At 44.5% G+C, this 23,518-nt stretch carries 23 protein-coding genes; 11 read left to right on the forward strand and 12 right to left on the reverse strand.

What is annotated here, in order from left to right; translation table 11 throughout:
- Nucleotides 1–101: 101 nt before the first annotated feature.
- Genes EWM62_RS16010 through EWM62_RS16020 form a run of 3 tightly spaced genes read left to right on the forward strand, consistent with a single transcriptional unit; the run spans nucleotide 102 to nucleotide 3,055 of the window.
- Nucleotides 102–1,298, forward strand: coding sequence for a glycosyltransferase (locus EWM62_RS16010; RefSeq protein ID WP_162499858.1), 1,197 nt, complete (start codon nucleotides 102–104; stop codon nucleotides 1,296–1,298).
- A gap of 40 nt (nucleotides 1,299–1,338) precedes the next feature.
- On the forward strand, nucleotides 1,339–2,562 hold the full coding sequence (locus tag EWM62_RS16015) for a sensor histidine kinase (protein ID WP_129877686.1): 1,224 nt from the start codon (nucleotides 1,339–1,341) through the stop codon (nucleotides 2,560–2,562).
- Entirely contained in the window at nucleotides 2,540–3,055 is a 516-nt protein-coding gene (locus EWM62_RS16020) for a DinB family protein (protein WP_129877687.1), read from the forward strand. The genes EWM62_RS16015 and EWM62_RS16020 overlap by 23 nt, the downstream gene beginning before the upstream one ends.
- Before the next feature lie 48 nt (nucleotides 3,056–3,103).
- Here EWM62_RS16020 and EWM62_RS16025 read toward each other — a convergent pair whose 3' ends face one another.
- Nucleotides 3,104–3,466, reverse strand: a complete 363-nt coding sequence (locus EWM62_RS16025) for a DUF6249 domain-containing protein (RefSeq protein WP_317127822.1) — start codon at nucleotides 3,464–3,466, stop codon at nucleotides 3,104–3,106.
- A 263-nt stretch (nucleotides 3,467–3,729) separates the two neighbouring features.
- On the opposite strand from EWM62_RS16025, the gene EWM62_RS16030 reads away from it, so the two are divergent.
- The 3 genes from EWM62_RS16030 (at nucleotide 3,730) to EWM62_RS16040 (ending at nucleotide 5,999) form a co-directional block, all read left to right on the forward strand.
- Nucleotides 3,730–4,311: an RNA polymerase sigma factor gene (locus EWM62_RS16030; protein WP_129877689.1), complete on the forward strand. Its 582-nt coding sequence runs from the start codon at nucleotides 3,730–3,732 to the stop codon at nucleotides 4,309–4,311.
- A complete protein-coding gene (locus EWM62_RS16035) occupies nucleotides 4,308–4,817 on the forward strand; it encodes a hypothetical protein (protein ID WP_129877690.1) in 510 nt (169 codons plus the stop codon). Before EWM62_RS16030 ends, EWM62_RS16035 begins: the two co-directional genes overlap by 4 nt.
- A 324-nt stretch (nucleotides 4,818–5,141) precedes the next feature.
- Entirely contained in the window at nucleotides 5,142–5,999 is an 858-nt protein-coding gene (locus EWM62_RS16040; RefSeq protein ID WP_238989369.1) for a DUF2911 domain-containing protein, read from the forward strand.
- 38 nt (nucleotides 6,000–6,037) lie between these two features.
- Here EWM62_RS16040 and EWM62_RS16045 read toward each other — a convergent pair whose 3' ends face one another.
- The 5 genes from EWM62_RS16045 to EWM62_RS16065 all read right to left on the reverse strand — a co-directional run bounded on the left by EWM62_RS16045 (nucleotide 6,038) and on the right by EWM62_RS16065 (nucleotide 12,311).
- Nucleotides 6,038–6,979, reverse strand: coding sequence for a cation diffusion facilitator family transporter (locus EWM62_RS16045; protein WP_129877691.1), 942 nt, complete (start codon nucleotides 6,977–6,979; stop codon nucleotides 6,038–6,040).
- A 331-nt stretch (nucleotides 6,980–7,310) separates the two neighbouring features.
- Entirely contained in the window at nucleotides 7,311–9,014 is a 1,704-nt protein-coding gene (locus EWM62_RS16050; RefSeq protein WP_129877692.1) for a sodium:solute symporter, read from the reverse strand.
- A gap of 111 nt (nucleotides 9,015–9,125) precedes the next feature.
- Nucleotides 9,126–9,323, reverse strand: coding sequence for a hypothetical protein (locus EWM62_RS16055; RefSeq protein WP_129877693.1), 198 nt, complete (start codon nucleotides 9,321–9,323; stop codon nucleotides 9,126–9,128).
- Between the two features lie 71 nt (nucleotides 9,324–9,394).
- Complete coding sequence (locus tag EWM62_RS16060; RefSeq protein WP_129877694.1) at nucleotides 9,395–9,775, reverse strand: DUF1398 family protein; 381 nt, start codon at nucleotides 9,773–9,775, stop codon at nucleotides 9,395–9,397.
- Nucleotide 9,776: 1 nt separating this feature from the next.
- Nucleotides 9,777–12,311, reverse strand: coding sequence for a PIG-L family deacetylase (locus EWM62_RS16065; RefSeq protein WP_129877695.1), 2,535 nt, complete (start codon nucleotides 12,309–12,311; stop codon nucleotides 9,777–9,779).
- A 197-nt stretch (nucleotides 12,312–12,508) separates the two neighbouring features.
- Between EWM62_RS16065 and EWM62_RS16070 the strand changes: the two genes are divergently transcribed.
- Genes EWM62_RS16070 through EWM62_RS16085 form a run of 4 tightly spaced genes read left to right on the forward strand, consistent with a single transcriptional unit; the run spans nucleotide 12,509 to nucleotide 17,124 of the window.
- Complete coding sequence (locus EWM62_RS16070; protein ID WP_129877696.1) at nucleotides 12,509–13,153, forward strand: TetR/AcrR family transcriptional regulator; 645 nt, start codon at nucleotides 12,509–12,511, stop codon at nucleotides 13,151–13,153.
- Between the two features lie 10 nt (nucleotides 13,154–13,163).
- Nucleotides 13,164–14,504, forward strand: a complete 1,341-nt coding sequence (locus EWM62_RS16075) for a TolC family protein (protein ID WP_238989370.1) — start codon at nucleotides 13,164–13,166, stop codon at nucleotides 14,502–14,504.
- A gap of 17 nt (nucleotides 14,505–14,521) precedes the next feature.
- On the forward strand, nucleotides 14,522–15,577 hold the full coding sequence (locus EWM62_RS16080; RefSeq protein ID WP_129877698.1) for an HlyD family secretion protein: 1,056 nt from the start codon (nucleotides 14,522–14,524) through the stop codon (nucleotides 15,575–15,577).
- A gap of 5 nt (nucleotides 15,578–15,582) precedes the next feature.
- Complete coding sequence (locus tag EWM62_RS16085; protein ID WP_129877699.1) at nucleotides 15,583–17,124, forward strand: DHA2 family efflux MFS transporter permease subunit; 1,542 nt, start codon at nucleotides 15,583–15,585, stop codon at nucleotides 17,122–17,124.
- 223 nt (nucleotides 17,125–17,347) lie between these two features.
- On the opposite strand, the gene EWM62_RS16090 is transcribed toward EWM62_RS16085, so the two are convergent.
- The 3 genes from EWM62_RS16090 to EWM62_RS16100 all read right to left on the reverse strand — a co-directional run bounded on the left by EWM62_RS16090 (nucleotide 17,348) and on the right by EWM62_RS16100 (nucleotide 21,084).
- Nucleotides 17,348–17,932, reverse strand: coding sequence for a carboxymuconolactone decarboxylase family protein (locus tag EWM62_RS16090; protein ID WP_129877700.1), 585 nt, complete (start codon nucleotides 17,930–17,932; stop codon nucleotides 17,348–17,350).
- Between the two features lie 136 nt (nucleotides 17,933–18,068).
- The gene (locus EWM62_RS16095) at nucleotides 18,069–18,614 is read right to left on the reverse strand and encodes a peroxiredoxin (protein WP_129877701.1); all 546 of its coding nucleotides are present in this window, start codon (nucleotides 18,612–18,614) and stop codon (nucleotides 18,069–18,071) included.
- Nucleotides 18,615–18,762: 148 nt separating this feature from the next.
- Nucleotides 18,763–21,084, reverse strand: a complete 2,322-nt coding sequence (locus tag EWM62_RS16100; RefSeq protein ID WP_129877702.1) for a family 20 glycosylhydrolase — start codon at nucleotides 21,082–21,084, stop codon at nucleotides 18,763–18,765.
- 148 nt (nucleotides 21,085–21,232) lie between these two features.
- Here EWM62_RS16100 and EWM62_RS16105 point away from each other — a divergent pair, with 148 nt between their 5' ends.
- On the forward strand, nucleotides 21,233–22,099 hold the full coding sequence (locus tag EWM62_RS16105) for a PfkB family carbohydrate kinase (protein WP_129877703.1): 867 nt from the start codon (nucleotides 21,233–21,235) through the stop codon (nucleotides 22,097–22,099).
- A gap of 343 nt (nucleotides 22,100–22,442) precedes the next feature.
- On the opposite strand, the gene EWM62_RS16115 is transcribed toward EWM62_RS16105, so the two are convergent.
- From EWM62_RS16115 to EWM62_RS16135, 3 genes are all read right to left on the reverse strand, one after another.
- A complete protein-coding gene (locus tag EWM62_RS16115; RefSeq protein WP_129877704.1) occupies nucleotides 22,443–22,691 on the reverse strand; it encodes a GIY-YIG nuclease family protein in 249 nt (82 codons plus the stop codon).
- 101 nt (nucleotides 22,692–22,792) lie between these two features.
- Nucleotides 22,793–23,041 carry a GIY-YIG nuclease family protein gene (locus EWM62_RS16125; RefSeq protein ID WP_129877704.1) on the reverse strand — a complete coding sequence of 83 codons (249 nt, stop codon included), beginning with the start codon at nucleotides 23,039–23,041 and terminating at the stop codon, nucleotides 22,793–22,795.
- 101 nt (nucleotides 23,042–23,142) lie between these two features.
- On the reverse strand, nucleotides 23,143–23,391 hold the full coding sequence (locus EWM62_RS16135; RefSeq protein WP_129877704.1) for a GIY-YIG nuclease family protein: 249 nt from the start codon (nucleotides 23,389–23,391) through the stop codon (nucleotides 23,143–23,145).
- Nucleotides 23,392–23,518: the final 127 nt, after the last annotated feature.

Below are 23,518 nucleotides of genomic sequence, written 5' to 3' on the forward strand. Positions count from 1 at the left end.
GCGTTAAAACATATAATTCAGCACCATTAGCTCTTTTTAGGTGTGCTAATTTTTTCAATAGCAACAGGTTTATTATTAGTTTAGCAATAAATATTATCAGTATGATCAACAACCGTAATATATTGTGCATAAGCGGTACCGAGTGGAACGGTAACTATATTAAGGCTGTTGTTGAGCTGATGAAGGTTTTATCGGCCAAAAATAAAATACTGTTTGTTGAGAATGCTTACACCTATAAGGATGCAATTGCAGGCGTAAGCGATAAAGATAAAATAGATTTTGCAAAAGCGTTTGGCTTAAAAAGCCGTATAAAAACCATCCAAACGGATAAGGGCGGAACAGTGCATGTCCTTTTCCCACCGCTGGTATTCCCGGTAAATTTTTTGCCTAACGGCATGCTTTATAATAACCTGTTAAAGTTTAATGGCTGGTTGCTGCGCCGAAGTGTAAAGAAGGCGCTGAAGAAGCTGGACATGCAGGACGAACTGATCAACTTTACATCGTTTAACCCCGGCATGGGTTTGATAACCGGACGCACTTTTAACGAAAAAACGCTTATCTACCATTGTTATGACGAGATAAAAGGCGCGCCATACTGGCTAAGCAAGCACGGGCTGCGGCTTGAAGCCGGCTTTATGAAAATGGCCGATGCTGTTATTGTAACCTCAAAAGGGCTGTATGATAGTAAGAAAGACTTTTGTAAGCAATGTTTTATTGTGAAAAACGCTGTAAAGGTTGACCTGTTTAAAAAAGGCTTTAACAACACGCCCGACCATACCAAAAAAGTGGTTGGTTATGTAGGCACTATTGATGATCGGTCTGACTATAACATCCTGCAATACCTTTTTACCAGCCTGCCCGATGCCGAGTTTGTGTTTGTAGGGCGCATATTGAGTGAGCGCGGCGAGGCCATCCTGCGCAAATACCCCAACGTAAAAGTTGAGGGGCCAAAAATGCCCGAGCAATTGCCGCCTTACCTGCAAACCTTCTCGGTTGGTATTATCCCTTTTGTGAAAGATGATTTTACAAAGGGCATTTACCCCATGAAGATAAACGAGTACCTGGCAGCAGGCCTGCCCGTAGTGAGTACAAACTTTGGCGATATTGCCGATTTTAGAAACCTGATAAAAATAACCGACGATAAAGAAACGTTCATGCAATATGTTTTAGCTGAAATGGCCGGAGATACGCCCCAAAAGCGCGAAGCCCGTTTAAAGACCGCCGAAAGCAACACCTGGGACAAGCGCGCCGATGAGCTATCGGCAGTGATAGAGCAGGTTGAGGATGGTTTAAAATGAGCCGGACTGGAAAAAAATCCCTTTATTTGAGCACCTGTTTATGAACCCGTACCAACAAAAACGCCGCTGGAAATATTTTTTGCTTGCCTTTGCCGTGGTTATTGCCAGCGGGTCGGTTTTTTATACCAGCTACCTGGTAAGAAACATTGCCCGGTCCGAACGTACGCGCGCACAGGTTTGGGCGTTGAGTATGAAGCAAATAGGCAACACGTACGACAACGACTTCCTGTCGTATGTACTATCGGTACGGGATAGCCTGGTTGTACCCGCCATTGTTACAGATGCCAAAGGCGAGTTTTTGTTTACCCGCGGGCTCGATTCTACCAAAACATTTATCAAAATGGATAAGGAGGAAGAAAAGGCCCAAAAAAAGAAATTCGACCTGCAATACTTTAAGGACGAACTGGCCTACATGAAAAAACAGCACGAGCCTATAAAGCTTACAACTGTTTTTAACGAGCCCTGGCTGGTTTATTACAAAGATTCGCCGTTGCTAACGCAGTTAAAAATGTTCCCTTACATCCAGCTTTCAGTTATTGCCATATTCCTGATAGTTGCATACACGGCGTTCAGCTCTTCCCGAAAATCAGAACAGAACCAGGTTTGGGTTGGTTTGGCAAAAGAAACCGCGCACCAGTTGGGTACGCCTATATCATCGCTAATGGCCTGGATAGAGGTGATGAAAGAAAAATTTAATGCCGAGGACGACCCGCTGATGGCCGAAATGGAGAACGATGTAAGGCGCCTTGAAATAGTTGCCGACCGGTTCTCGAAAATAGGATCGAAACCAAAACTGGAGGAACACCCGGTTTACGAAGTGGTGAAAGATTTTGTAGATTATTTTAAGGTACGGGCAAGCAGCAGGATAACCTTCGAGCTAACCGGTAACCGCCGTTTAACTGCCGGGCTAAACATCCCGCTGTTTGACTGGGTATTGGAAAACCTGCTGAAAAACGCGGTTAACGCCATTCAAAACACCGGTACTATTAAGGTATCGGTAACGGGTAACAAGCAAAAAAAACTGATATTTATTGATATTACAGATAGTGGTAAAGGCATACCGCGCTCAAAATTCGATACGGTGTTTCAACCCGGGTACACTACACGCCAGCGGGGCTGGGGGCTGGGCTTATCGCTAACCAAGCGGATAATACAGAATTACCACGACGGGCAAATTTTTGTAAAGGAATCTGAACTGGGTAAGGGCACAACATTCAGGATAGTATTAAAAACCATAAAGTATGATAAGCAAGCCAAACTCTAACGATTACCCCCCTTATGCTGCAGCATATGTAAACGCGGTACCCCAAGGTGCGGATGTACTGCAGTTATTGGCCGATAACCAGGCATCAACCCACAACCTGTTTTATAACATGAGCGATGAGCAAGCTATGTATGCTTATGCCGAAGGTAAGTGGACGTTAAAGGAATTGCTTGGCCACATGATAGATACCGAAAGAGTGTTCTCGTTCAGGGCTTTCGTGTTCTCGCGCGAGGACATCTCGTTACCAAGTTTTGACCAGGAAACTTATGTAAACAGTACGGATTTTAATAGCCGGACCATACAAAGCCTTGCCAATGAGTTTAAAGCCGTACGCGAAGCCACCTTGTATTTATACAGATCGTTCAGCGGGGAGCAGCTGGCCTGCAGCGGCGTAGGCGGCAGCGCACTGGTTAAAGTGGCCGCCCTGGTTTACATGACAGCCGGGCACGAAATTTACCATCTTAACATTATCAACCAAAAATATTTAAAATAAAAAGCGGGTGTGGCTAATTGCCACACCCGCTTTGTTAAGGCTAAACGCTTAATTATCTTTTTTGTGATCGTTATCATAAAGTTCTTTCTTCTCGATACGGTAAGAAAGCACTAGGCCAAGCCCGCCGAATATGGCTATCAAACCAAAGTAAATAGCCTCGTTATTGTTTTCGGTGTTTGCAAAAACGGTACGGTCAAGCAAGTAGGCCAAAAACAAACCTAAGCCTGCCCCAATTAACAATAAGCCCCATTTAAGATTTTGATAAGGTGCCGGCTGTGCTTTATAGCTGCGTGGGTCCATCCCACGTTCTATCATTGCCATGCGTTCGCGGTTCCTGATGTAGTAGATACCGAAAATCATTGCGAAAAGTCCCAGAGAAATGGATATTGGGATCAAAAATTCTGCTTCCATGATATTTTAAGTTTAATAAGTTAATTTTTCTGTTTTAAAACCACCACCACGGTGTATTTGTAAGCTATGACCACATGGTTTTTAAGGAGGTTACACCCGGGGCAAAAAAATATTTCGAATATTGAATTTTCAATTTCGAATGTGTTTATACATTATATAAACCTGAAAGAACCCTACATTTACATAAATCCGGAATTGAACATCCGAAATTCGAAATCACCTGTAACCTAACTTGCGGATACGTAGTCAGAGAGGTTGTATATATGCAAAGCAAGCTTTCAGATATTGAATTAATAGAGCAAACACTTGGTGGCAACCAATCGGCCTATGCCGACCTGGTGAAACGCCACCAGCGTTTTGTATTTACGCTTGCTTTACGTTTTGCAAAGGGCCGCGAGGATGCCGAAGAGATTGCGCAGGATTGCTTTATAAAGGCATACCGGTCGTTATCATCTTTTCAGCAGCAATCAAAGTTCAGTACATGGCTGTATAGTATTGTTTATACAACTGCCATGACGTTTCTGCGGAAAAAGCGGGTTGATACTGCCTCTATTGATGATGACGAAAGTTATATACAAATAGAAAGCAAGCCCAGTGGTTACGATGAATATAACGTGGAGAACAAATCGCGGTCATATTACCTAAACCAGGCCATAGAGCAGCTACTGCCCGATGATGCAACTATTATAACTATGTTTTATAAAGGAGAGCAATCGCTTGAAGAAATTGCACAGGCAATGGGTATTGAGGCCAACACGGTTAAGGTAAAACTATTTAGGGCACGCCAGCGTTTGAAAGAAAGGCTGGAGCGCAATTTAAAACATGAAGTTAACGAACTGATATGAACAGTATAGAAGAAAAACTTTGGAACTACATTGATGGCACCTGCCTGCCCGATGAGCAAAAGGCCATTGCTGTACTTATTGAACAGGATGAGGTATACCAAAAAAAGTACAATGAGTTGCTACAGTTGAATACGGAATTTGCCGCGATGGAACTGGATGAGCCATCTATGGCATTCACCTACAACATAATGGAAACCATACGCACCGAAAACGCGAGGCAGCCACTAAAGGCAGCTATTGATAAGCGCATTATTACAGGTATAGCGGCATTTTTTGTGGTAAGCCTGGCCGTGCTGTTAATATATGTACTAAGCGCTGTAAACTGGTCGGCGGGCAGCGGCTTTAAAATGCCCCAGGAACTAAACGTTACCCAAATAAAGGTTACCCATATCAGCAATTATTTTACAGGCCCTGTTGTTAAAGGGTTTTTGTTTTTTGATGTTGTGATGGGTTTGTTCCTGATGGATAATTATCTGCGGCGCAAAAACGTTGCAAAGCAGCGCTAAACTGTCAGGTTTGTTGTATAATATAACTGACACCCTACAGGTTATACAGATATTGCAACCGTACCGTTTTTAAAAAACTGGCCCTATTACGTCGTACCGACACATTTAAAAACAAGTTTAAACATTTATAAATTTTGGTATAGTATTTGTTCTAAGCCATGCATACCGGCAAACTTGCCGGTTAATTGTGATAAGGTTTAGGTTGAAAGTCCCCCGGAGCAAGTCTGGGGGGCTTTTATTTTTTACGGGGTTTTACCCCCGGCCGTTGTAACATATATTTCACTAAAAATTCATCTTACAATTAGTAACTTCGTAATTATGATGATGATGAAAAAACCTTTTATATATGTTTTTGCCATGCTATTGGCATGTGCAGCCTTAACTACTTACGCGCAGGAAAAACCACGCATACCCGAGGCCAGTTCGACCCAAACCCTTATACAGGATTTTGGACTTGGAAAAATTACCATTACCTACTCGCGCCCTAACGTTAAAGGGCGTAAAATATTTGGCGGTATAAACCCTTACGGCGAGGTTTGGCGTACCGGTGCAAACGCCGCGACTACCATCACCTTTACCGAGAATGTTTTGGTTGAAGGCAACAAAGTAGCTGCAGGTACATATGCCCTGTTCAGTATACCCGAGCAAAACACATGGACTATCATATTAAATAAAACCGCTAAACAGTGGGGCGCATACGATTATAAAAAGGAAGACGACTACTTACGCTTTACCGTAAAGCCAAAAACTGTTAAAGAAAAACGCGAAACGTTTACCATACAATTTGCCAACTCTACAACAAAAACTACCGACTTATACCTGGTGTGGGACCATACTGCCGTGCCTATACAAATGCAAACAGACGACGACGCGCAGATAACTGCTAACATTGATAAGCTGATGCAGGGCGACATAAAAAAACGCCCGTATTTTAATGCGATACAGTATTATTACGAAAACGATAAAGACCTTAAAAAAGCTATGCAATGGGTTTTAGAAGCAGAGAAACTTGAGCCGAACGGCCCATGGTATAAACTATGGAAAGCACGTATCCAGCTAAAAACCGGCGATAAAGCTGCCGCTATTGCAACCGCGCAACAAGGTGTAAAACTGGCCAAAGCAAGTAACGACGACGAGTATGTTCGCCTTAATGAGGCTGTGATAGCACAAGCAAAAAACTAATATTCAACCAAAATATTTGAAAGCCTTAAACCACAAGTTTAAGGCTTTTTTATTTCGAACAAACTGCTGGGGATACGGGTATACGTTTGTGGCTGCACAAATACAAGCTTTATCAAAGGAAATGCTGTTTTAATAGCCAGCCGTACCCGCTCAATAGATGCGGTTATATCTTCGGTATCAATATCCGGGTCAAACTCTACTATCAGCATTAATACCACTTCATCGGGTGCCTGGTAGGTTGATAATACATTTACAACCCGTATAACTGCCGTGTCTTTTTCTGCGATCACCCTTATTTTATGCTGTGTATCGCGGCCAACGCCTTCGCCCATTAACAGGCTGCGGCTCTCTCTTGCCAGTATGGCCGATACAAAAACCAACAGCAGCCCCACCAGTACAGATGCAACACCATCCATATAAGGCATATGGTAATTATGGCCTATCAGCATAAAAACAAATACAATGGTGAGGCCAAGCACTGCTGCCCCATCCTCAAATAAAACCAAAAAACTGGATGGATCTTTGCTTTTTACGATGGCTTTCCACCAGCTTTGGCCGTTACGCACCATATTAAATTCTTTAATAGCTATTACCAGTGATGCGCCCTCAAATACGAACGAAGATGCCAAGACGATATAGTTCCAAAACGGATCGCCCAGTTCTTCGGGCTTAATAATGTGGTTAATGCCCTGGTATATTGATATGCCGCCGCCTAAACCAAATATCAATATGGATACTATGAACGACCAAAAGTAAAGCTCTTTACCATAACCAAACGGATGCGAATTATCCGGCGCTTTACGGCTTTGTTTTAACCCGTAAAGCAACAATACCTGGTTAACGGTATCAACCATAGAGTGGATGCCTTCGGATATCATGGACGAACTGTTGGTAAAGCCCCCCGCGATAAATTTTGTTACCGCAATAAGCAGGTTAGCCGCCCGCGCGCTGTAAATGGATGCATTGTTTTTAGCTTTCATACCGGTGTTATAGTACTAATGCTAAAAAAGAAAATGTGTTTGTTTTGACGTGCTTTTACTTGTGTGCGGTCAAACTATTTATATTAAGTAAGCTCCTATGGAGCTAAATGTTGTTGTTTATCTTTTCTATAAACAGGGAACTCCTACGGAGTTACTTTATAATTGATAAGGTGAAGGTAAATAACGGATTGAACCACCTAAATCCACTTCATCATTCAACATTATGCATTCGGTGTCCGATATTAAGGTATACACCAATATTAACATATGGTACCGCCCCATCGGGGACACCCTGTTTATAGAAAGGATTAAATAGAGATAGCTTAGCTCCTTAGGAGCTACCTGAAACAACAGCACCCGGCTTAATAAATTTATTTAGTACCCAGGCAATAATAATTACCCCAATGCAGCCTATAGCATTTAGCCACAGGTAGGCTACCGCATTATAATAGCCCATAATGCATATCAATATTTCGGTAATAACGGCGGCTATAAATACCGGGGTACCTTTAATACGCTTTAAATAAAAGGCCACAATAAATACGCCTAAAATTGTACCATATATGTACGAACCTAATTGGTTAACCGCCTCTAACAGGTTGCCTATTTTGCTGGCGTATAAGGCCATGCCGATACAAACCAAACCCCAAAACACAGTTGCCAGCCGCGATGCCGTTACGTAGCTATGATCGCTTTCGCCGGGTTTTAGGATACGTTTGTAAATATCCACAACCGTGGTTGATGCCAGCGCGTTAAGGCCGCTGGCGGTTGACCCCATCGAGGCCAGGAAGATTATGGCTATCAGCAGCCCTATTAAACCGCGGGGCAGGTAATGGGTTACAAAAGTGAGGAACACGTAATTGGTATCGTTCACATTATCGTTGCCGCTGTTCTTTTTTATAATGCTGATAGCGCTTTTGCGCAAGGTATCGGTTTGTGCTTCGGCAACTTTTAAATTGGCTTTGGCTGCTGTTATCTGCTTTGCATCCTTACTGTCAAAAGCTTTTACAAGGCTTTCTGTCTTTTCCCTTTTCAGCTCAAAGGCATCGTTATATTGCTTTTCCAGCTGATTGAACTGCGGCGCGTATTGGCTTTTTTTAACCTGCTCAACTTCGTAATTATTAAAAAATACCGGCGGCCTGTTAAACTGGTAAAAGCTAAAAACCAGTACGCCTAATAGTAGTATTAAAAATTGCATGGGCACTTTTATAAGCCCGTTCATGATAAGGCCCAGCCTGCTTTGCCCTACCGAACTACCGGTTAAGTAACGGCCCACCTGGCTCTGATCGGTACCGAAATAGGATAACTGCAAGAAGAAGCCGCCGATGATACCGCTCCAGATATTATAGCGGTTATCCGGGTCAAACTTCCAGTCGATAACGTTCATGCGGCCCAGGTTGCCGGCCAGCTTAATGGCTTTGGTAAAACCTACGTTTTGCGGCAGCAGCATTACTACCAAAACGCCTGCTGCAAACATGCCGGTAAAAATAATGCTCATTTGCAGCAACTGCGTGTACGATACCGCCTTTGCCCCGCCATAAACGGTGTAAAACAAAACCAGCCCCCCAATAAATAATGTTGTATAAGTGGTGTTGATATGCAGTATGCCCGACAAGATAATAGCCGGCGCGTAAATGGTGATGGCGGTAGATAGCCCGCGTTGTATCAGGAATAAAATTGATGTGAGCGCGCGTGTCTTCAGGTCGAAACGCTGCTCTAAAAACTCGTAAGCAGTGTAAACCTTAAGCTTGTGAAATATGGGTACAAAAGTGATGCACAGCACGATCATGGCCAGCGGCAGGCCGAAGTAGAACTGCACAAAGCGCATCCCATCGCTATAGGCCTGGCCGGGTGCCGATAAAAAGGTGATGGCGCTGGCCTGCGTAGCCATAACCGATAGGCCAACATGGTACCATGGCAGCGACCGGTTGCCCAAATATTGGTCGATATTTTTACTGCTGCCGCTTTTCCATACGCCATAGGCAACTATGGCAAGCAGGGTACTGCCTAAAACTATCCAATCGGTTAAGCTCATTCAAAAGATATTGTGATGAGCCAAAATACTAAAATTAAAAAAACCAGCCATACGATAACGATACCGTAAAACTGGTTCCAGTTTTTTATAAAAGATGGGAGGTCGGTATTATCAGACCTCTTCACGGCCTTTCACCAGGAATTTTATGAACAGGGCTGCGGTTAATAAACCGAAAACACCACCCACTGGGATCCAGATAAAGCCTCTTTCAACAATTGCGCCTACAAACAAGCCGCTAACTAAGGCAACCAGGTAAAATACGTAATCGTAGTTTTTTTCTTCTTTTTGTGGGTGATGATGATGTGACATAGTATTTGAATTATATGGCAACAAAAATAGGTGATTAATTGGTTTATATCAACAGCTTATTTCAGCAAAAATTAACCCGGTATCTGCTCTTCGTAAAAGCCGCCAAGGCCAATATAGTTTACCCGTTTGTTGCTGCCGGTAAGGGTAGCTTCGTATATGCGCACGCCTGCATCGGCTATACCCTGCATAAAATGCGGGTAAGTGGTTTTACCCTGCTGGTTATCCCGTATAGCTTTTATCACAAGTTCGCGGTTAAAATCGCGGGCTATTGCAACGGCATCTGTACCATTATTATGCAAAATAGTTACACCATCATTCAATCGGTATAGTATCGCTTTTGTTGCCACATCTACCACGTACGATTGTATGCCCGCCGCGGCTAATTTAGCGGCAAGGTCGGGGTAGTTTTTGGCAGTTGCGTAGGCTTCCTGTAATTTCTCTTCGTTCGTCATGTTAATTTTTAGGCTTGCTCAACAAATTGATGAATAAACGGTAGGCGCCCGGCACCCCTGCAGGCAGCTCTCTGAAAAACGCCAGCGATGTGTACACAAAGCGGCCCTTGCCAAAGTTGGTAACTATAAGCGCTCCCTTGTTTGGCTCCATGCCGGTATCGTTCATTTGCAATGGCGCGCTGTACTGGCTGTCAATATTGCTAACAAAGTACAAGCCGCGTTCCTGGGTCCAATCATTAAAATCGGCGCCGGTTATTTTATTTGGGTAATTAAGCACCGGGTTTTGCGGATCGGTAAAGCTAACTTTTGCATCTTCTTCGGTTACCCGCTGGTTAACTACTGTAAAAGGATACGGGCCAATTTGTTTTGTTACCAAACCATTGTTGTTGTTGTATTGTACTACCAGATTGCCGCCATTTGATACATATTCCAACAACCGTGGCTGCTCATAAGCCAGGCGCTGGTTTACGTTATAGGCGCGTACGCCGGTTACAATGGCGTCATAAACAGAAAGGTCGCCATTAATAATTTCGTTCTCGGTAAGCTGGTGTACCTCATAACCCACTTCGCGTAAGGCATCCGGGACAAGGTCGCCTGCACCGGCAATGTACCCGATTTTTTTGCCCGCTGTTTTCAGATCGATGCTTACCAACCTGGCCTGCGCCGGCGGGAAGATAGTGATGGCAGGTATATGATTGTAGCGGATATCCAATAATCCCTGCGAAAAGGTTTTGCCGTTGGCTATAACATCCGCCTGTAAAACGGCCGTATTGGTTTTGGTATCGGTTGGCGAAACGGTAAAAGCTACCGCCCACTCGTCGCCTTTGTTTTTGCCGGTAAAGTCAATTTTTGCCGGACTGATCTTCCAACCCGCTACGGGTTTTAAACTGATGCTACCGCTTGCGGTGGTGAAGCTTTTTAGTTTTATCTGCACCGTTTGTGGTTGGGTATTGTTGAAGGCGTAAACCTTTTCGGCAATGTTGGCCGTTACCGGTGGGGTAATCTCTAAAGGCTGATAGATCTCGCCACGAGCGGGGTCAACATATTTATATTGGATAGGCCTGTAGTAAACAATGTTTTTACCAGCGATCCTAAATGAAAATTTGGTTTTAAGCACGTCTGGGTTTTCTGGATAGCCGGCCAAAGTGTCGCTTAGTAAAGTATAAGAACCAATGCCATGTGCGGCAGTAAGCCAATAGGGCTGTGTAATTATCTTAACAGGAGTTTGATCCTGTCTCATTTCAAAATTAAACGATCTTAGTTCATTTGAGGGCATATTGCTATCAATACTTTCTACTGCTCTGCCATAAGCGCCCCCGCTATTTACGTTTATAGCACTTAGTTCTTTACCACTTCTATTAATAACTTGGTTCAATACGATCATGCTATCGCCTACGGCATAAGTGGGCTCTTTAGCATAACTCTCAAACCACAATCCCGCGCAGGCGGCAATCAGGTCTTTCAGCTCCTTTGTCTTTTGTTTATGCCAGTAATCATAACTCGAGTTAGCCACCTCGGTTAACCGTACGGTTTGGAACGCTTTGTTAGTAGCTACCGTTTGGTCAACATCGCCCAATAAAGCTACTAATGCCGGTACCGATGCCTGAGGCGCATCATCATTAAACGCTTTGGTAATAGCAGTGATTTTTTGTGCTATAGGGGTACCAAATGGGGTGCGGGTCCAGCTAACATCCACGCCATCCATCAGGTCGGTTTTTGGGGCATCGCCAAGGATGGTCTTAAAATATTCGAATGCATCGCCACGCTGCCTGGCCGAGCCAAAGCCCTGTGTTTTGTGGTTACTGCGGCTTTCGGCTGCTATCTCGCCATAGCTTTTGCCCAATAAAGGGTTGTAGCCTCCAACGTTTATCTTAAACTGATCGGGTGCTGTAGTGTTGGTATTGCCAAAGTTAAAGGTGTTCCATAACAAGCGTTTGGCCTGCCATACGCCAACATATTTTAACTGTTCGGGATAACGTTTTGGGTCGGCAGCGGCGCTAAACGCTTCCTGCGCTAAAATTGCCGAAGCCGTGTGGTTACCGTGGCCGCCCTCGCCGGTTGTTGGGAAACGGCAGATCATTACATCGGGCCTAAAGTTACGGATCACCCAAACCATATCGCCCAATACTTTATCCTTATCCCAAAATTTCAGGGTTTCTTCGGGGCTTTTAGAAAAGCCAAAATCATTCGCCCTGCTAAAAAACTGCTCCGCACCATCCATGCGGCGGGCGGCTAAAAGCTCCTGCGTGCGTATCAAGCCTAAAAGTTCGCCCTGCTCGGTACCTATCAGGTTTTGCCCGCCATCGCCGCGGGTGAGCGAAAGGTATCCGGTTCGGTAATGCTTTTCCTGCGCCAGGTAGCCCAGCAGCCGGGTGTTCTCGTCATCGGGGTGGGCGGCAATGTATAGCACGCTTCCCAGCACATTCAGCTTTTTTAAATTTTGCCGTATGGTGCCAATATCCGACGGAGGCGATGTTTGTGAAAAAGCTAAGTGACAGGATAAAAACAGGATAAGAGTAACCGATATACGCTTCATAACAACAAATATATCCGAAAGATGCTTTGATGCAATAACGGTACAATAATTATAGCGTCATAATTATAGTTTCAACCTTGTTAGTTAATCGATTGATTAATTTTTTATTTCTGATTATCAGTTTGTTATAAAAAAATTAATAATAATATTTTTTATTAATCAATCGATTAATTAGTTTTGTGCGGGACAAAAATAAAATGGAAAAGGAAAAAACAGATAAAAAGGATCACATACTCGACGTTGCCGAGCGTGTTTTTGCCGAATTAGGATATGATGGCGCATCAACCCGTGTAATATCGGGCGAAGCCGGAGTAAACATGGCCATGCTTAATTATTACTTCGGTTCAAAAGAAGGTGTTTTCCTGGCAATTTTCGATCGCCGCATCTCCACATTCCAATCGGTATTGCTTAGCATAGGCAATGACGAAAGCACAAGCTGGTGGGAAAAGCTGGATAAATATATAGACAGCTACGTAGAGAAGGTTATCAATAACAACTGTTTCCACGTAATGCTTCACCGCGAGATCTCTAAATCAAAAAAAACCGAGCTTACCGACCAGATAACCGGCATTATCATGAAAAACGTAAGCGTATTGCAGGATATAGTAGACGGCGGTATAAAAAGCGGAGAGTTTAGCAAGGATGCCGATCCGCAATTTATAGTAGCCACGGTATTTGGCACTAAAAGTTATATCGTTAACACACCGCATATTTCGTCGGTAATTATAGGGTACGATGTAATGGATGCTAAAAATCAGGACGAGAAATTGAAGCCCCGGTTAAAAACATATCTCAAAAAACTGTTAAAAGCTTATTTACAGAATGAAAATGACAACAAATAAATATATACACTTGAAACCTTTACAAATTAACAAAGCCTTAAAGGCGGCGGGCAGTATAGCAATGTTACTATTGGCTTTACTGGTTACCAACCCCACCGCCGCGCAGGACAGGACAATTACCCTTGACGAAGCCATTAAGCTTGGGCTGGATAACAGCAAGGTGCTTAAACTTTCGCAATCGCGTATTGACCAGGCCGTGTCGCAGTATCAGCAGGCAAAAGACCGCTCGTTACCAACGGCCAGCGCAGGTTTTGGCTACAACCGCGCGCAGATCCCGGCCAACAAATTAAACTTTGGCGAAGAAAGCCTGAAGCTGCCTACCAGTGCAAACGCGTACCTGGGCACTTTATCTGTTAACTACTCGATATGGGCAGGTAATAAGTTAAGGTACGCCCGCGAATCGACAACCCTATTAACAGATGTTGCCCGTTTAGATGCTGTTAACGACCGCGACCAGATAACTTACAGTATCATCAACGCTTATTATAACCTGTATAAAGTACTGCAAAGCAAAAAAGTGGTGGATCAGAATCTATCTACCATCGATGCGCAGATCAAACAGTCGCAGCGCTTTTTTGAGCAGGGTTTGGTTACCAAAAACGATGTGCTGCGTTTCCAGTTGCAGCGTTCGAATATCGAACTGAACGGCATCGACCTGGAAAATAACCGGCGCATTATCAATTACAACATGGATATTTTGTTAGGGCTGCCCGAAGGTACCGAACTTAATATCGCGCAGATAACCGAGGCCGACAGGTCGGCCATGCCTTTAACTACTTACCTGGATTCGGCAATGAGCAACCGCCCCGAATTTAAACAACTGGATTTGCGCACACAGGTTGCCGATCTTAATATCAAAAGCATAAAGGCCAATACATCGCCATCGCTTTCGGCATCGGGCAGTGCATATTATGTGGGCGTATCGGCCAACCCGCTGCCAAAAAGCGGCAACTTTATTACACCTATATCAATTGGGCTAACATTAGGATGGGATTTTGGCAGCCTTTGGACCAATAAAAACAAGGTTAACGAAGCCAAACTGCAGCGCGAAGAAGTGATCATTAATCGCGGTATCACTACGGATAACGTAAAGAACGAGGTGAACCAAAGCTACCAGAACTATAAAGCCGCATTGGATAAAATAGCCCTGCTGCAAACCTCGATCAACCAGGCTACCGAGAATAACCGCATACTGGAATCTAAGTACCGCAGCAACATATCATCAGCAACAGACCGTGCCGATGCGCAAACCCTGCTTTACCAGGCCGAAATAAACCTGGAACTGGCTAAAGCCGATGCGGGGCTTGCATACTATACCTTATTAAAATCAACAGGAAAACTTAACAGATAATTACAATTTATAAAGCAATGGCAAAAGAAACACAAGAAGCTCAACCTAAAAAGAAAAACAAAGTACTTCCAATTATACTGGGGGTGGTTCTTTTAGGGGGTATCATATTTGGTGTAAAAGAATATATATACTTCAGCAGGCACGTAGACACCGACGATGCACAGATAGACGGCGACATTAGCCCCGTAGTTGCCCGTGTAGGCGGCTATGTGGACAGCCTGATGTTTGAAGAAAATACACACGTTAACAAAGGCCAGCTACTGGTTAAGCTTGACGACCGCGACTATAAAGTAAAAGTAGAGCAGGCGCAAGCCGCCCAGGTTGGCGCGAGCGCCGGCATTAACGTAGGCGAATCGCAGATATCGACCACTGCTGCCAATTCGGCAAGCGCCAGGGCGCAGGTTGCATCGGCAGCCGCAAGGTTAGAGAAGGTACAAAAGGACTATGACCGTTATGCCAACCTGGTAAAAGATGGTTCGGTTACCCAGCAGCAGTTCGACCAGGCCAAAGCCGATCTTGATGTTGCGCGGGCTACCTACAATGCATCAAAAGATGAGTACAAAGCGGCCCAGCAGCAAATAGCAACAAGCCGCAGCATGTTAAAGGTTACCAATACCGGCGTAAGCCAAAAGCAGGTAGATATTGATTATGCCAAACTGCAATTAAGCTACACGGATGTAAAATCGCCGGCAAGTGGTATCGTTGCTAAAAAGAACGTGCAGATAGGCCAGTTGGTACAGGCCGGGCAAACCTTGTTCTCGGTAGTGAATGATAACAGCATATTTGTTACCGCCAACTTTAAAGAAACTCAGCTAAACAAAATTAAGAACGGGTTAAAAGTTGACCTTAAGGTTGATGCCTATCCTGATCTGAAAGTGGAAGGCACGGTGTATAATTTTTCGCCTGCTACGGGTGCTAAATTCTCGTTACTGCCGCCTGATAACGCTACCGGTAACTTTGTTAAGGTTGTACAGCGTGTGCCTGTTAAAATTAAGATCACAGGCAGTAAAGAAGATATCGCGAAACTACGCCCGGGCATGAGCGTTGACGTTTCGGTAATTACAAAAGACTAAATAACATGGCTGAAACTGGCTTTAAAAAATGGATAATCACCATTACGGTGATTATGGCTTCATTACTCGAGCTGATTGATACCACCATCGTAAACGTTGCTATACCACACATACAAGGTAATCTGGGCGCTACCCTTGAGGATATTGCCTGGGTGGTTACCGGTTATGCCGTGGCAAACGTTATCATCCTGCCTATGTCGGGGTGGCTTGGTGGCCGCTTTGGCCGTAAAAATTACTTCCTTACGTCTATTGTAGTATTTACTATAGCTTCCTTTTTATGCGGTAACGCCACTAATCTCGACGAGTTGGTAATATTCCGGATATTACAGGGGCTTGCAGGCGGGGGTTTGATATCTACCGGGCAAACCATATTACTGGAAACCTGGCCGCGCGAGCAAATTGGTACCGCTACAGCCCTGTTTGGGTTGGGTGCGGTAGTAGGCCCAACAGTAGGCCCAACCATTGGCGGATGGATAACCGAGAACTACGCATGGCCCTGGATATTTTATGTGAATATCCCCGTTGGCGCGCTGGCTATATTTTTAACTTATACGTTTGTTAGGGAAACGCCCAAGGAGGAGAAAAGGCCCATCGACTGGTGGGGCATTGGCTTACTGGCCGTTGCCGTGGGCAGCTTGCAAACCATACTTGAAAAAGGCGAATCGGAAGATTGGTTTGCAAAAAACTATATCATCGTATTAACCATAACCGCCATACTCGGCATCATACTGTTTATATGGAGGGAACTAAGTACCGACCACCCCATCGTTAACTTCGGTATTATGCGGCACCGCAGCTTTGCTGTAGGGATGTTCACTTCCTTTATATTAGGGTTTGGGCTATACGGCTCGGTGTTTGTGTTCCCGGTGTTTTGTCAGAATTTGCTTGGGTTTAATGCACAGCAAACGGGCGAGTTGCTGTTCCCGGGCGGCTTGTGTACCATTGTAATGATGCCCTTTATTGGTAAAATGCTTAATAAAGGTGTCCCGGCACAGTTTATGGCTACCGCGGGTATGTTCCTGTTCTTTGTATTTACATGGATGCTGAGCAACTCTACACTGGCAACAGGCGAGAAGGACGTATTGATCCCGTTATTGATACGTGGTGTAGGTATGGCCTTGTTATTTGTGCCTTTAACTACCTTAGCCATGGCCGACCTGAAAGGGCCCGAAATTGGGCAGGGGTCGGGTTTGAATAACATGATGCGCCAGTTGGGTGGCTCGTTTGGTATCGCGGCTTTAACAACTCTTATACATGTGCGCCAGGGTTATCACCGCAGCACGCTTATCGAGCATGTGAACCCTTACAACCCGGCATTTACCGAACGCTTAAACCAATTAATGCACGGGTTTATGGCCAAAGGTAAATCGGTAATGGATGCTACACACATGGCATACGCAGCTATTGAGGGTGCCGTTATCAGGCAAACCATGCTGCTTACTTACGATGATGCCTATTGGATATCGGGCTTAATAATGCTGTTTTCGATACCATTGCTATACCTGCAGCCCTTTAAAAAGCTAAAGGCTGTTACAGACTCCCACTAAAAAACAAAGCCATTCTGCTTTTACAAGCGGAATGGCTTTTCCAAAAAATCAACAATTAAAATTTGTAATCCCCCCGGGATCGGTAATTGTTTTACAGTAATAAAATATTATGACAACAGGGGTTAGTAGTAATATTTAAGCCTTAAAATTAGGGCTTTTAAATGAACAAACACAAATTTTATTTGACATTATTTATAAACACGGCTAAAAATATCCGTTTTTATCAGAAAATAATTTTGCCCGTGGCGGTAACCAACGATGCTATCCTAACGGCATCAAAAATGCGCTCTTCGGTAGTGCCCAATTTTATCAGCGAATCCTCGTGCGCGTTAACACACATTTCGCAGCCATTAACCGCAGAGATGGCCAGGCTCATCAATTCAAAAAACTCTTTGCCGGTAACCGGCTTCATCATCAGTTGCATACGTATCCTCGCGGGTATTTGAGTATATTTCTCCTTTTGGGTAAAATGCCTGAAACGGTAAAATATATTATTTGATGCCAGTAACGATGCACAGCCCGCTGCCTCGGCAACATCGGCATCGGTGGCTTCGTTTTGCTTTGCCACGCCGGTATAATAGGCAATAAGCGGCGCGTTCTGGTTATTCACCGCGGTACTTAAACCAAGCAGGGCGCATTCTTTAGCGCTAAGGTGCTCGGATGTTAAGGTGCTGGCAAAGTTAAGTTTCAGGTCGCGCAGGTAACGCGATTCGCCTGTTTCTAACAGGCTAAGGGCCGGTGTACGGTATGTTTTGTCAAGCCCTGTTGTTTCCAGCAGTTCCTGAACTATTTCGGTGCTTTCGCTCATAGTGGTAGTTTTTATTAGATAAAAATTAACCACAGAGGGCACAGAGGTTTTCACCGGGATTCAGAGTTTATATCTCCGTGGCCTCTGTGAACCTTTCTTTGTGTTCTCTGTGGTTAAAATATTTGTTAAGCTGTAATTAAACAGTTAAAGTTTCCTGGCCTTTTTCCCAGTTGCATGGGCAAAGCTCGTCAGTTTGCAGGCCATCAAGCACACGCAAAACTTCTTTAACGTTACGGCCCACGCTTAGGTCGTTTACCGATACCCAGCGGATAATGCCGGTAGGGTCGATAATAAACGTAGCGCGGTAAGCTATCTTTTCGTTCGGCTCTAAAATACCCAGGTCTTCGGCTAATGATTTTGAGGTATCGGCCAGCATCGGGAATTTAAGGTCGCGCAGGTCGTCGTGGTGGGTTCTCCAGGCAACGTGTACAAACTCGCTATCAGTTGATGCGCCAATTAAACGGGTTTCGCGGTCGCGGAACTCGCCAAAGTTTTTGTTAAACTCGGCTATCTCTGTAGGGCATACAAAAGTGAAATCTTTTGGCCACCAGAACATTACGGTCCAAACGTTATCGTCGTTAACCAGGTATTCTGATGTTATGGTTTCAAACTCTTTGCCTTTTTCAAGACTTGTTACGGCAATTTTAGAAAATTCGGGAAATTTTTGTCCTATCGTTAACATAAAGGTTATTTTATTAAAATTTATGCAACAAAAGTAAGGATAAAAACTCGGCTGATTTTATCGCAAATATCTATATGATATAGTTTTTGTCTATGAGATAAGATATTGATATTGAGAATATTTATAATAAGGTTTAAATATATTTTTATTAATTAAACAAATTTCCGGGATTTATCTCGGCTTTGTTGCCGCCGGGCGTAGTTATATAAACCTTTAACGGGGTTTGCCTTATCCGGTAAGCGCCGGGCTGCAATACAGGCTGGTTGTAAATGTATTTTACCCTGATGGTGTGGTATCCTTTGGCAAGCGGCAGGGCAGGCTCGGCTTCGGTAATTTTTTGCCCGTCGATGAATACCTGTGTATCGGTGTAGGATGCCTGGCTAAAGCTATAAGCGCCATCTGCAGGGATATTGATGTACCCATTGTAAACCGCGCCAAAATTAGGATTGTCTTTTTTGAATTGCTCAGCGCTAAGCTGATCCGTTATAGCCGAATCTTTTACAGTTACATAATCCAGCTGGTCGGGCGAGGTAAATTTGTTTTTGAACAGCTTATAGCCGAGGCCGGGTTTATTGGCAGTATAATTAACGGCAGGCATTAATCCGCGATTATACATCAGTACCCGTGTAGCAATACTGCGCCTGCCCGATGGGGTAATAACGCGGGTTTTAAACTCGCGCTTTTCGTTTGCCGGTATGGCAAAGGTAATAGGGTTGCCGTTGTACTCCAGGTCGGTATCCAGCGGGTCGCGGCCATTTAGGGTGTAATAGATCTTTGCCCCCGGTACAACGCTTTTTGGCGCCCAGGTAAACCTTTGCCCAAACACCATGGTATCAATAACCGGCATTGGGGTAGGCACGCGGTAGTTGTAACCCTTTGCATCTAACCGGGCAAAATGTTTGGCCAGGCGCACATCGGCAAAATTGCTGTAATCCTTATTTGCCGGTAGGCTCCAGGCCACTTCGCTAAGCGCGAAAAGGCGCGGCATAATCTGGTATTGCAGCTTGGCCATGGTTGGCACGTACTCCGTCCACAGGTTGCCTTGCGTGCCAATGATATATTGCTGCTCTTCGGGCGTCAGTTCTTTTGATACCGGGTCGTAATTATAAGTTTCATCAAGCGTGGCGTAACGGCCAAACGATACCGGCTCCTGCGGCGAGCCACTCTGGTAATGGTCGAAGTAGTTACCGGTGGTTTGCGGTGTCATGATAACGTTATGTTTTTGCCGGGCCGCAGCAATACCGCCTTCCTCGCCTGTCCAGCTCATTACTGTAGCGTTTGGCGCAAGCCCGCCTTCCAGGATCTCGTCCCAGCCAATAATGCTGCGGCCTTTGGAGTTGATAAATTTCTCCATCCGCTGTATAAAATAGCTTTGCACGCCATTCTCATCTTTAAGGTCTTTCTCTTTTATCAAATTCTGAACAAAAGCCGATTCTTTCCAGGGCTGTTTGTTGGCCTCATCGCCGCCCACATGTATATATTTGCCGGGGAAAAGCGCCATCACTTCGGTAAGCACATTTTCTAAAAAGGTGAACGTTTCCTCGGTAGGGCAAAATAAGTTGTTGTAGGAGCGGGCATTGGTTTTGCTATCGGCAGGCTGTTCGCATTTAAGTTCGGGATAGGCGCGCAGGGCGGCTTCGCAATGCGCAGGCATCTCAATTTCGGGCACTATGTTAATGAACCTGTCTGCGGCAAATTTTACCACATCGCGGATGTCGTCCTGGGTGTAGTAACCGCCGTAGGTAAGACTGTCGGGCCAGTCGCGGTTGGTGCCAAACATAGTTTGGTCGCGGTAGCCGCCCACCTGGGTAAGCTTAGGATATTTTTTGATCTCGATACGCCAGCCCTGTCCATCCACCAAATGCCAGTGAAAATTATTGATCTTGTAGGCTGCCAGCAGCTCTATTACCTGCTTAACCTGCGGCACCGTGAAAAAGTGGCGCGATACATCCAGCATCATGCCCCTATAGCCAAAGCGCGGCGCATCTTCAATAACCACGCAAGGCAGCTTTTCGGTACCTGATGTAGCCACCGGGAACAGCTGCATAAAGGTTTGCATCCCATAAAATAAGCCCGCCCCTTTACCAATAATAGTAATGCGATGTGGGGTAATAGTAAGCTTGTAACCTTCTTTTGGCAGCTTATCGGCACCTATGGAAGTTAGCACCAGCGTTGTGCCTTTTGTTGATTTTATTTTTGAATTGTACTTGCCAAACTTGTTATTAAAATGCCGGTTATTCAGCAAAAAATCCCGCAGGAAAGAAATGGTTTTATCTTTTGGGTTATCGGCCTTTACCTGGGTTAGCTGACTAAAAACAAATACCCCGCTGTTTTTTGTAATAGACGCCGGCGCAGGGATAATACCCAGCTGAGGGTCGTCGGCAGGTGTTTGTGCTTTGGTTTGCAGGTTTAACGCGAGTAGCAGGCTTAAAGCAAACAATACTTTTTTGGGCAGATGAGTTACGGTCATAACAAGCAGATAGTGTGTGAGATATTTGGTATGAAATGCTAAAATACTACAATAGCCTGTGGTTTACTATATTAGCCATGTAACAAATAATTGACAGGCAGAATATTACATTTGTACCCACCCGAATTATAAAATTGAATTTTACTACATGTACGATATTTGCTGTATAGGCCACATTACCTTAGATAAAATTGTAACCCCCAGGGCTGTTAAACACATGGCGGGCGGTACCGCTTTTTATTTTTCGAACGCTATGCGCAACATGGATGCGCGTTATAAACTGGTTACCGCGGTTGCCGATACCGAGTTGCCAAGCGTAACCGACCTGATCAATAAAGGTATCGAAGTAAAAGTGTTGCCCAGCGCCCATACGGTTTATTTTGAGAATATTTATGGCGAGAACCAGGATAACCGTACCCAGCGTGTTTTGCAAAAAGCTGATGCCTTTACCGCCGAAGATATTTTAGATGTAGAAGCTATTATTTTCCATTTAGGCCCGCTGCTGGCCGATGATATGTCGACCGACCTGATCAAGGCATTGTTTAGCCGGGGCAATGTGTCGGTAGATGCGCAGGGCTACCTGCGCGAGGTAATAGAACAGGGCGTACATGCCATTGACTGGGCCGATAAAAAGGAAGCTCTGCAATACATCGACGTATTAAAAGTAAATGAACACGAACTGGAGGTGCTTACCGGTATTGCCGATATAAAAGAAGGCGCCAAAGTACTGGCCGAATGGGGCGTAAAAGAGGTGGTGGTAACCCTGGGCAGCATGGGGTCTATAATTTATCACGACAATATTTATTACACCATCCCAGCCTACAAACCTACCGACGTGGTAGACGCTACAGGCTGTGGCGACACCTACATGGCCGGCTACCTCTACAAACGCGTTAAGGGAGCTGATGTTCAAAAAGCCGGGGAGTTTGCAGCAGCCATGGCAGGCTTAAAAATTGAAACTTCGGGGCCGTTTGAGGGAAGTGAATCGGAAGTTTTAGCGATGATGGAGCGGTAGAAGAAACTGCAACTAAAAAAGCCCTGCATTTCTGTAAGGTTTTGTGGAAGTTACCGGGTTCGAACCAGTGACCCTCCCGATGTAAATCGGGATGCCCGACACCAACTGCCAAACTAAATTTTTTTTACAAAAAAAACCTCACATTTCTGTGAGGCTTTTAAAATGTGGGGATTACTGGGTTCGAACCAGTGACCCTCCCGATGTAAAATCGGGATGCCCGGCACCAGCTGCCAAACTAAATTTTTTTTACAAAAAAAGCCCTACATTTCTGTAAGGCTTTGTGGGAGTTACTGGGTTCGAACCAGTGACCCTCCCGATGTAAAATCGGGATGCACTGAACCAGCTATTTTGAACTGGCAATAAGCTGTTGTATCATTTTTTTACTTTTCCAGGATTTTATCTGACGCTCGCGCATGCCTGCATCTTCTTTTGTAGGTAATGTTTCTGACCATTTAATTACCCAATCGGGAGCCCTGCCGGTGAAGCCTTTGTGGTTAGTATTATGTTTTTTTACACGTTCATCCAAGTTGGATGTAGAACCAACATAGTATTTGTCAAGCGACATAGAATATAGTATGTAAGTGAAAAACATATGCTTAAACAAAAAGCCCTACATTTCTGTAAGGCTTTGTGGGAGTTACTGGGTTCGAACCAGTGACCCTCCCGATGTAAAATCGGGATGCACTGAACCAGCTATTTTGAACTGGCAATAAGCTGTTGTATCATTTTTTTACTTTTCCAGGATTTTATCTGACGCTCGCGCATGCCTGCATCTTCTTTTGTAGGTAATGTTTCTGACCATTTAATTACCCAATCGGGAGCCCTGCCGGTGAAGCCTTTGTGGTTAGTATTATGTTTTTTTACACGTTCATCCAAGTTGGATGTAGAACCAACATAGTATTTGTCAAGCGACATAGAATATAGTATGTAAGTGAAAAACATATGCTTAAACAAAAAGCCCTACATTTCTGTAAGGCTTTGTGGGAGTTACTGGGTTCGAACCAGTGACCCTCCCGATGTAAAATCGGGATGCACTGAACCAGCTATTTTGAACTGGCAATAAGCTGTTGTATCATTTTTTTACTTTTCCAGGATTTTATCTGACGCTCGCGCATGCCTGCATCTTCTTTTGTAGGTAATGTTTCTGACCATTTAATTACCCAATCGGGAGCCCTGCCGGTGAAGCCTTTGTGGTTAGTATTATGTTTTTTTACACGTTCATCCAAGTTGGATGTAGAACCAACATAGTATTTGTCAAGCGACATAGAATATAGTATGTAAGTGAAAAACATATGCTTAAACAAAAAGCCCTACATTTCTGTAAGGCTTTGTGGGAGTTACTGGGTTCGAACCAGTGACCCTCCCGATGTAAAATCGGGATGCACTGAACCAGCTATTTTGAACTGGCAATAAGCTGTT

The organism is Mucilaginibacter terrigena, assembly GCF_004168255.1.
Classification (GTDB): domain Bacteria; phylum Bacteroidota; class Bacteroidia; order Sphingobacteriales; family Sphingobacteriaceae; genus Mucilaginibacter; species Mucilaginibacter terrigena.

Coding starts and splice junctions, on each gene's coding strand:
- EWM62_RS16010 (WP_162499858.1), top strand. CDS start 102: ATGATCAACAACCGTAATATATTGTGCATAAGCGGTACCGAGTGGAAC.
- EWM62_RS16015 (WP_129877686.1), top strand. CDS start 1,339: ATGAACCCGTACCAACAAAAACGCCGCTGGAAATATTTTTTGCTTGCC.
- EWM62_RS16020 (WP_129877687.1), top strand. CDS start 2,540: ATGATAAGCAAGCCAAACTCTAACGATTACCCCCCTTATGCTGCAGCA.
- EWM62_RS16025 (WP_317127822.1), bottom strand. CDS start 3,466: ATGGAAGCAGAATTTTTGATCCCAATATCCATTTCTCTGGGACTTTTC.
- EWM62_RS16030 (WP_129877689.1), top strand. CDS start 3,730: ATGCAAAGCAAGCTTTCAGATATTGAATTAATAGAGCAAACACTTGGT.
- EWM62_RS16035 (WP_129877690.1), top strand. CDS start 4,308: ATGAACAGTATAGAAGAAAAACTTTGGAACTACATTGATGGCACCTGC.
- EWM62_RS16040 (WP_238989369.1), top strand. CDS start 5,142: ATGATGAAAAAACCTTTTATATATGTTTTTGCCATGCTATTGGCATGT.
- EWM62_RS16045 (WP_129877691.1), bottom strand. CDS start 6,979: ATGAAAGCTAAAAACAATGCATCCATTTACAGCGCGCGGGCGGCTAAC.
- EWM62_RS16050 (WP_129877692.1), bottom strand. CDS start 9,014: ATGAGCTTAACCGATTGGATAGTTTTAGGCAGTACCCTGCTTGCCATA.
- EWM62_RS16055 (WP_129877693.1), bottom strand. CDS start 9,323: ATGTCACATCATCATCACCCACAAAAAGAAGAAAAAAACTACGATTAC.
- EWM62_RS16060 (WP_129877694.1), bottom strand. CDS start 9,775: ATGACGAACGAAGAGAAATTACAGGAAGCCTACGCAACTGCCAAAAAC.
- EWM62_RS16065 (WP_129877695.1), bottom strand. CDS start 12,311: ATGAAGCGTATATCGGTTACTCTTATCCTGTTTTTATCCTGTCACTTA.
- EWM62_RS16070 (WP_129877696.1), top strand. CDS start 12,509: ATGGAAAAGGAAAAAACAGATAAAAAGGATCACATACTCGACGTTGCC.
- EWM62_RS16080 (WP_129877698.1), top strand. CDS start 14,522: ATGGCAAAAGAAACACAAGAAGCTCAACCTAAAAAGAAAAACAAAGTA.
- EWM62_RS16085 (WP_129877699.1), top strand. CDS start 15,583: ATGGCTGAAACTGGCTTTAAAAAATGGATAATCACCATTACGGTGATT.
- EWM62_RS16090 (WP_129877700.1), bottom strand. CDS start 17,932: ATGAGCGAAAGCACCGAAATAGTTCAGGAACTGCTGGAAACAACAGGG.
- EWM62_RS16095 (WP_129877701.1), bottom strand. CDS start 18,614: ATGTTAACGATAGGACAAAAATTTCCCGAATTTTCTAAAATTGCCGTA.
- EWM62_RS16100 (WP_129877702.1), bottom strand. CDS start 21,084: ATGACCGTAACTCATCTGCCCAAAAAAGTATTGTTTGCTTTAAGCCTG.
- EWM62_RS16105 (WP_129877703.1), top strand. CDS start 21,233: ATGTACGATATTTGCTGTATAGGCCACATTACCTTAGATAAAATTGTA.
- EWM62_RS16115 (WP_129877704.1), bottom strand. CDS start 22,691: ATGTTTTTCACTTACATACTATATTCTATGTCGCTTGACAAATACTAT.
- EWM62_RS16125 (WP_129877704.1), bottom strand. CDS start 23,041: ATGTTTTTCACTTACATACTATATTCTATGTCGCTTGACAAATACTAT.
- EWM62_RS16135 (WP_129877704.1), bottom strand. CDS start 23,391: ATGTTTTTCACTTACATACTATATTCTATGTCGCTTGACAAATACTAT.